We start from the raw sequence: 7,802 nt of genomic DNA, 5'->3' as shown, positions 1-7,802 counted from the left end.
GCACGACCGCGCAGTCAGTGTCCCGCCCGGTCCCGGCCGCCCGGTAGGGGGCCGGATCCGGCCCGCCCCCCACGGCGCGGGTTCAGGCGGTCTCGCCGGGCGGCGACGCGACGCGGCCTCCGCGACCTCCAGCCGTGCCTCCTCCACGTCCAGCAGGGACCGCAGACGGCGCACTTGCCGTCCGTGCGGGGGAGGCGCCCGACCGCGCAGCCGCCGCCATGAGGACAACGGGCTCACCGAGCCGCAGCAGCCGCGCAACCCACGTCAGCGTCCGCATCGCCGTGAGGACCACGACGACGATCTCCAGGCCCGTACCGGGTCGGCCCGCGGGACGGCCGCCGGAGGGATGACGCCGTCCGGGCGGTGACGTCCGGGGGCTCAGCGCCCCACGTCAGCGGCAGCGGACGGCCGCGGCTGCCGCGGAGTACCGGGCGGCGCGCCGCGGGGGAGGGTCCTCGGGTTGCGGGACGGCAGGACCGGACCGCTGCCGGGGGAGCCGGCAGACCGGGCACAGGGCGAGCCCGTCGTGGCCGGTGACGAGCGTTCCCCATCCGCGGCAGGTCCGGCAATCGCGGGCCCTGCCGGGATCGGCGTGGGGAGCCGGGCCGGTCGCTCGGGTCATACGGGGTTCCCTCCGGGAATCGGTGGTCGGTGACGTCCGTACGCGGACGGTGTTCGCACTCAGACCGGCTGCTGACGTGTCCTCAGCCGGGCGTCCTGCCTGCGGCAGCGGCGCAGCAGCCGCGCCTCGGAGGGCCGCAGGCGCGGTCCGCCGACGATCACGACGTCGCACACGGCGTCCGCCAGGACGGCCCGTTGCACGGGCCTGCGGTGCCCACCCACCGCAGTCCGCGAGGACCGGGCCGCGCCGAGGAGCAGCAGGTCGTCGGCGCCGGACGCGACGGCGCACAGCACGGCCCCGGGGGCGCCCCGCAGCACGCACCGCTCGATCCGCACGTCCGGCGGTATGCCGCCGAGCGCCTCGTCCAGGGCCCGGGCCAGGCGTCCGGCCGCTTCCGCGGCGCACGCGTCCGCCCAGGCGGACTCAGGCTGCAGGCCGTAGAGGAGCTCGCCCTCCGGAGGTTCCCAGGCCATGACGGCCAGCAGCGGCCGCCCGGTGGCCCGGGCCTCGAGGACGCCGCGGCGGAGCGCCGCGAGACTGGCGAGGGAACCGCTCGTGCCGACGACGACCCGGCCCGCTCCTGTCGCGTTCCGCATGGGGTGCCTCCCGTCTGGGTCCTGCCGGGACCCCGCCAGCGTCGCCGGGCCGCGTAGGATGACGCAAATCGATGGCACTCATCCCGTGATGCGAGGCGCCGATGGACGTGACCCTGCGGCAACTGGGCGTGTTCGTCGCGATCGCCGACCACCGGGGGTTCGGTACGGCGGCCGCCGCGCTCGGCATGAGCCAGTCCTCGGTGTCGCACTCGCTCGCCTCCCTGGAGCGTGCCGTGCAGGGTGAACTGGTGCGGCGCGCCGCCCCCGTCGGGCCGACGCCCCTGGGCGACGCGCTGCTGCCGCACGCGCGTGCCACCCTCGCCGCGGCCCGGGCGTTCGACGCCGCGGCGGCCGCCCGGCACGACGCGGGTGCCGAGGGCACGATCACCCTGGCCGTGCCGCCGACCGCCGCGCACGGGCTGCTTCCCCGGCTGCTGAAGCTGTGGCGCGAGAACGTCCCGCAGGTCGAGGTCAGGATCTTCGAGGGCTTCGCCGAGGAGATCACCCAGTGGCTGGAGAGCGGCACGGTCGACGCCGCGATCCTCATCGACCCGGACCCGGTGCCCCGCGGGGCCGTCCAGGTCGCGACCGACGCGCTCGAGGCCGTCCTGCGCGGCGACCACCCGCTGGCCGGTGAGGAGTCCGTCGCGCTTGCCGACCTCCTGGACGACCCGCTGCTCGCCACCACCTCCGGCGCCGAGAGCCAGCTCAAGGAGCTCCACGCACGGGCCGGGGTGCCGTACCGCCCCACCCAGCACATCCGTGAACTGGGCACGCTGCTCTGCATGGTCGAGGCCGGCCTCGGCGTCGCGGTCGTCCCCTCCCTGGCGGGGAGCATGCTGCCAGGCGGCCTCACCCTCGTCCCCGTACTGCCGCGCGTGGAACGGCGGTTGCTCCTCACCGGGCCGGCCACGCGCCCCTGGCACCCGCACGTGACCGCGATCCGCGACCTGTGCCAGGGGACCGGCCCCGCGATGTGACCCCGCGCGCGGCGTACGGCGGGCAGGGGCTCACCCCGTGGGCGCCAGCACGGTCGTACGGCCTCCCAACGCGGCGGAGAAGCGGTCGGTGACCTGCGACAGGGCCTCGGCCGTGGCGGGCGCGACGGTCAGCGTGCCGTCGTCGGACACGGTGAGGTCCTTGTCGAGCGTGAACCACCCCGGGACGATGTGGGCGGCGCCCATGGAACTCAGCACCGGGCGCAGCGCGTAGTCGATGGCCAGGACGTGGGCCGTGGTGCCACCGGTGGCCAGCGGCAGCACGGTCTTGTCGGCGAGGGCGAACTGCGGGAGCAGGTCGAGCAGCGACTTCAGCAGGCCCGAGTAGGCGGCCTTGTAGACGGGCGTGCCGATCACCACCCCGTCCGCCCGCTGGAACAGGGCCGCGGCCCCCGTGATGGCCGGGTGGTGGACGTCGGCGCCGAGCAGGGCGTCGGCGGGCAGCGTACGCACGTCCAGGGGGACCACCTCGTGGCCCTGGAGCCGCAGCCGGTCGTCCAGGTGGCGCAGTAGCCGTGCGGTGCGGGAGGTGGCGGAGGGGCTTCCGGAGACGGACAGGATGACGGCCATGGGGACCTTCCGGGTTCGGGCGGGCGGGGTGGGGGCGAGCGGGGACCTCGGCGCGGTCACCAGGTGCTGGATTCGACGGCCACGACGGGCACCAGACCGTTGCGCAGCGTCTCCAGGAAGGTGACGACCTCGGCTGCCACCGAGCGGTGCTGTACGTCGTTGAGCACGTCGTGGTGGGCGCCGCGGACGACCGAGAGCCGGGCGCGGGGCTGGGACTTGGCGGCGCGTGCGAGCCCGTCGTGATCGGCGAGCGGGTCGGCGTCACCGGCGAGGAAGAGCACGGGCGGGGCGAGTTCGGCCTCGTACGCGGCGGTGAGCAGGGCGTCGGGCACCGGCTCGCCCAGCGAGCCCCGGCGTACGCCCGGGTCCCGGGTGAGCGTGTCGCGGTGGGTGGGGCAGGACGTGCGGACGTCGAGCTCCCCGTCCCAGCCGCCGTCCCCGGCGGGGGCCGCCCGGCCGGGAAGCCCCGCGAGGACGACGCCGTCCGGCCGGACGCCGGCCCGGCCGGGGCGGCCCAGGAGCGCGGCGACGGCGACGGCGCCGGAGTCGGCGCCCACCAGGACGACGGGGGTGGCCGGCGCGCCCCCGGCGGCGGTGCCCTCGACGGCGTGCGCGAGGCGCTCGCCGAACCGGGTCAGGGAACCGGCCGGGTCGTCCGCGTCCGGCTCCGGGGGGTCGACGACCCGTACGCGGTAGGCGTCGGCGGCCAGCCGCCGCGCGAAGCGGGCGTAGGTCGCCCGTGTCTCGCCGCGGCCCGGCACCACGACGACCGTGCCGCGGACGAGCAGGCCCTCGGGGCCGTGGTGGTCGGTGTGGTCGGCGTGGTCGATGCGGTCGGTCTGCTCGGTCATCTCAGACTCCTGCCGGCTCGGGCCGGGGCTCGGGTTCGGACGCGCGCCGCCAGCCCAGCGCCGGCGCCACTTCGGTCGCGATGAGCTCCAGGGCGCGCAACGCCGCGTCGTGGTCGGGGACGGCGGGGTTGAACTGCGTGATCAGGTCGGTCGCGACCGGCAGGACCCGCTCCTGCCGCAGCGCCTCGACGACCTCCTCGGGATGCCCGAAGAAGGAGTGGAAGCGGCGCAGCGCCTCGTCCAGGTCCAGGCCCTTCGGGAAGGCGCCGCCCTCCGCCATGCGCAGCGCCGCCCGGTGGACGTCCTCGCCGATCTGCCCCAGCGCCGTCCGCCGGTCCTTGGCCGGGAACACGAACCGTGACAGCCCGATCCGCGGGCGGCGCGGCCGGTCCCAGGCGTCGAGGTAGGCGTCCGCCCAAGGGCGTTGCACCGCGTCGGTCGGGGAGTCGAAGCCGTACGCCGCCCGGTTGAGCAGGAGGTTCGACCCGGCGGTCGCCGCGTACGCGGCGCCCTGCGTGCTGAAGGCGCCCTGCCAGATGCGGTCGCCGAAGTCGCCGGCGGCCGGCTGGATGCGGAAGCCGGGCGCGCCGACCTCCTCACGTGCCAGCGCGCTGCGCAGTACGTCGAGGTGTTCGCTGGTCAGTTCGCGCTTGCGGGCGACGTCCCGGCCGAAGGCGGCGTACTCCAGGCCGTTGTAGCCGCTGCCCACGCCGATCTCGACGCGGCCGCCGCTGAGGGTGTCGACGGTGGCGACGTCCTCGGCGAGCCGGATCGGGTCCTCCAGCGGGAGGATGGTGACGGCGGTGCCGAGCCGGATCCGGGTGGTGCGTGCCGCGGCGTGGGCGAGGAACGTCCAGGGCGAGGACAGCCCCCCGCCGCCGAGGGAGACGTGGTGCTGGGCCACCCAGCCGGCGTCGAAGCCGAGTTCGTCGGCGGCGACGAAGAGTTCCAGGGCGTTGCGGTAGGTGCGGACCGGGTCGTCGTCGCGGCCCTGCACGTGGGTGAGGAAGCCGAGTCGCAGGCGCGGGTGCTCGGTGGTCATGGCCTCGTCCGTCCCGTCCCGTGCTCAGTCGGCCACGAGCAGGCGCTCGTGGGTGTGGCGGTTGGCGGGGACCGGCAGGCCGAGGTTGCCGCGCAGGGTGTCGGCCTCGTACTCGGTGCGGAACAGGCCGCGCTGCTGGAGGAGGGGCACGACGCCGTCCACGAAGAGTGCGAGCTCGTCGGTGGTGCGGAAGGCGAGGTTGATGCCGTCGAAGGTGCCGGCGCCGAACCACTGCTCGATGGTGTCGGCGACGGTCCGCGGCGACCCGACGAAAGGGGAGATGCGGAACTCGTTGGCCGACTGGGCCACCTGCCGCAGGGTCAGGTTCTCCGCCCGGGCCCGCTCGATGATCCTGGCCGCGCCCGTGCGTCCGCCCTTCTCGGCGAGGTGCGCGACGTCGGGGAAGGGCGCGTCCAGGTCGTGCACGCTGAAGTCGTAGGCGCCGAAGGAACGCCCCAGCAGCGCGAGGTTGCGGTCGAAGTCGTTGTCCTCCTCGAAGATCTCCCGCTCGCGGCGCCGGGCCGCCTCGTCGGTGGCGGCGACCACCGGACCGCCGTGGATGAAGATCTTGATGTGGTCGGGGTCGCGGCCGTAGGAGGCGGTGCGCTGCTTGATGTCGGCGTAGTACTCCTGCGCCTGCCGGAGTGTGCCCCCGGGGGCGTAGATGCCCTCGGCCACCTGGGCGGCCAGGTCGCGGCCCTCCTCGGAGACGCCGGCCTGGAAGATCACGGGCTGGCCCTGCGGGGACCGGGACAGGTTGAGGGGGCCGGCGACCCTGAAGTGCTCGCCCTCGTGGTCGAGCGCGTGCAGCTTGGCCGGGTCGAGGAAGACGCCCCGTTCCACGTCGGCCGGGAAGGCGTCGTCCTCGTAGGAGTCCCACAGGCCGCGGGCGACCTCGACGAACTCCAGGGCACGGCCGTAACGGGAGGCGTAGTCCAGGTGCTCGTCGAACCCGAAGTTCCTGGAGGTGCCCGTGTCGAAGCTCGTCACGACGTTCCAGCCGGCGCGGCCGCCGCTGATGTGGTCGAGCGAGGCGAAGCGGCGGGCGAGGTTGAACGGCGAGTTGTACGTCGAACTGGCCGTGCCGACCAGCCCGACGTGACGGGTGTGCGTGGCGACCGCCGACAGCAGGGTCAGCGGCTCCAGCCGGTTGAGGTAGTGGGCGGGGTAGGTGGCGTTGATGAACTGGCTGTCGACGATGAAGAGGGCGTCGAAGAGGGCGTGTTCGGCCGCCTTGGCCTGCGCGATGTAGTAGTTGATGTCGGTGCTGGCGTTCTTGGCGACGCGGGCGTCCTTCCACAGGCCGTGCTGGCCGGGGCCGCCGACGCCGTAGGGGTGGAGCGCGAGGTGGATCCTGCGGGACATGGTGGCTGTTCCTGTCTGTCGTGGGGTCAGGTGCGCAGCAGGGCGCGCAGCGCTTCGCGTTCGGCCCGGTCCGCCGGGGCGGAACGCAGGGTGGGCGCCGAGCCGACGAGCAGGCGCGTGTAGGGATGGCGGGGGTGGTTGACGACGTCGTGGGTGGTGCCGACCTCGACCAGTTCGCCCTGGTGGAGCACGGCGACGCGGTCGCAGACCCCGGCCACGGAGCCGAGGTCGTGGGAGATGAAGACCAGGGCCACTCCGGAGGCGCGCAGGTCCTTGAGGATCTCCAGGACCTGTACGCGGTTGGCCGCGTCGAGGGCGCTCACCGGTTCGTCGAGGATGACCAGGCGCGGTCCGGTGACCAGCGCCCGGGCCACCGAGACCCGTTGGCGCTGCCCGCCGGAGAGCTCCCCGGGCAGCCGGCCGAGGAGCTCCTCGTGCAGGCGGACGCGGGGGAGGAACGCCCGCGCGCGCTCGGCCGCCTCCTCGCGTGGGACGCCCTGCAGGACCAGCGGTTCGGTGAGGGACTCCTCGACGGTGAGGTCCGGGTCGAGGCTGCGCAAGGGGTCCTGGAAGACGTACTGGACGACGCCTCGGCGGCGCAGGGCGCGCCATTGGCGTGGGCCGTGCCGGGTGACGTCCTCCCCGCCGACGACGACCGACCCGGCCGAGGCGCGCACCAGGCCCAGCACGGCCCGGGCCAGGGTGGACTTCCCGGATCCCGTCTCGCCGATGAGGCCGACGGCCTCGCCGGGCGCGACGGTCAGGGACACCCCGCGCAGTGCCTGGCGGCGCCGGCGGCGCAGGCCGTGGTGCACGTCGAGGCCGGTGATCTCCAGCACGGGACCGGCGGGGTCCGCACCGCCGGCCGGCGTCGTCCGTGGCGGTTCGCCGGTCATGCGTCCTCCTTCACGGTGAGGAACTTGTCCAGGCCGTACTGCTCGTGTTCGGCGATGAGCAGTCGGGTGTACTCGTGCCGCGGGTCGTGCAGCACCGCGCGGGTCGGACCCTGCTCGACCACCTCGCCCTCCCGCAGGACGACGACCTCGTCGCAGAGCTGCGCGACGACCGCGAGGTCGTGGGAGACGACGACGAGGGCCAGCCCCGCCTGTTCGCGCAGTTCGGCGAGCATGTCGAGGATCCCGGCCTGGACGGTGACGTCGAGGGCGGTGGTGGCCTCGTCGGCGATGAGGATCCGCGGGCCGGCGGCGATCGCCGCCGCGATCAGGACGCGCTGGAGCATGCCCCCGGACAACTCGTGGGGGTAACTGCCGTAGACCAGTTCCGGATCGCGCAGTTGCACCGTCCGCAGCAGTTCGACGGCCTGCCGGCGGGCCTCGCGGCGCCGCTGCCCCTTCTTGGCGCGCACGACCTCGGCGATCTGCGCGCCGACCCGGATCGAGGGGTTGAGGTAGGAGGCCGGGTCCTGGAAGACCGCGCTGATCGTGGCGCCCCGCAGGGCCGTCCACTGAGCCCGTGTCAGGGTGGCGATGTCGGTGCCGTCGATCTCGATCGACCCACCGGTGACCTCGAAGTGCGCGGGCAGGATGCCGAGTGCCGCGCGGCAGGTGAGGGTCTTGCCGCTGCCGGACTCCCCGACGATGCCGACCGCCTCACCGGGTGCGAGGTCGAAGCTCACCCCGTGGACGATCTCGCGGTCGCCCGCGCGGTCGCCGATGCGCACGTCGCGGAGGGACAGCACCGGCGGTGCCGGGGTGTCCGGCGCGGCGCCCGGGGCGGGCCGGGGGAGCAGTCCTTCGG

General features: G+C 74.7%; 8 protein-coding genes. 1 reads left to right on the top strand and 7 read right to left on the bottom strand.

Features of this window, described 5'->3' with window-relative positions; translation table 11 throughout:
- Positions 1 to 681: 681 nt before the first annotated feature.
- Positions 682 to 1,218 (bottom strand): universal stress protein, encoded by a 537-nt coding sequence (locus PV350_RS42055; protein WP_500338666.1) that lies wholly within the window; start codon positions 1,216 to 1,218, stop codon positions 682 to 684.
- A 101-nt stretch (positions 1,219 to 1,319) separates the two neighbouring features.
- Here PV350_RS42055 and PV350_RS42050 point away from each other — a divergent pair, with 101 nt between their 5' ends.
- On the top strand, positions 1,320 to 2,198 hold the full coding sequence (locus tag PV350_RS42050) for a LysR family transcriptional regulator (protein WP_500338665.1): 879 nt from the start codon (positions 1,320 to 1,322) through the stop codon (positions 2,196 to 2,198).
- 30 nt (positions 2,199 to 2,228) lie between these two features.
- Here the strand turns inward: PV350_RS42050 and ssuE are convergent, their stop codons facing one another.
- Genes ssuE through PV350_RS42020 form a run of 6 tightly spaced genes read right to left on the bottom strand, consistent with a single transcriptional unit; the run spans position 2,229 to position 7,794 of the window.
- Positions 2,229 to 2,786 carry an NADPH-dependent FMN reductase gene (ssuE, locus tag PV350_RS42045; protein ID WP_499516022.1) on the bottom strand — a complete coding sequence of 186 codons (558 nt, stop codon included), beginning with the start codon at positions 2,784 to 2,786 and terminating at the stop codon, positions 2,229 to 2,231.
- A 56-nt stretch (positions 2,787 to 2,842) separates the two neighbouring features.
- A complete protein-coding gene (locus tag PV350_RS42040) occupies positions 2,843 to 3,637 on the bottom strand; it encodes an alpha/beta hydrolase (protein WP_499516023.1) in 795 nt (264 codons plus the stop codon).
- A 1-nt stretch (position 3,638) separates the two neighbouring features.
- On the bottom strand, positions 3,639 to 4,679 hold the full coding sequence (locus PV350_RS42035) for an LLM class flavin-dependent oxidoreductase (RefSeq protein WP_499516024.1): 1,041 nt from the start codon (positions 4,677 to 4,679) through the stop codon (positions 3,639 to 3,641).
- 24 nt (positions 4,680 to 4,703) lie between these two features.
- Positions 4,704 to 6,044, bottom strand: coding sequence for an NtaA/DmoA family FMN-dependent monooxygenase (locus PV350_RS42030; RefSeq protein ID WP_499516025.1), 1,341 nt, complete (start codon positions 6,042 to 6,044; stop codon positions 4,704 to 4,706).
- 26 nt (positions 6,045 to 6,070) lie between these two features.
- Positions 6,071 to 6,940 carry an ABC transporter ATP-binding protein gene (locus PV350_RS42025; protein WP_500338664.1) on the bottom strand — a complete coding sequence of 290 codons (870 nt, stop codon included), beginning with the start codon at positions 6,938 to 6,940 and terminating at the stop codon, positions 6,071 to 6,073.
- Positions 6,937 to 7,794, bottom strand: a complete 858-nt coding sequence (locus PV350_RS42020) for an ABC transporter ATP-binding protein (protein ID WP_500338668.1) — start codon at positions 7,792 to 7,794, stop codon at positions 6,937 to 6,939. Before PV350_RS42020 ends, PV350_RS42025 begins: the two co-directional genes overlap by 4 nt.
- Positions 7,795 to 7,802: the final 8 nt, after the last annotated feature.

This window comes from Streptomyces sp. PA03-6a, from assembly GCF_033792765.1.
In the GTDB taxonomy this organism is placed as follows: Bacteria; Actinomycetota; Actinomycetes; order Streptomycetales; family Streptomycetaceae; genus Actinacidiphila.
Note: the sequence above shows the minus strand (reverse complement) of the source record. Positions and strands in the feature narration are given on the sequence as shown.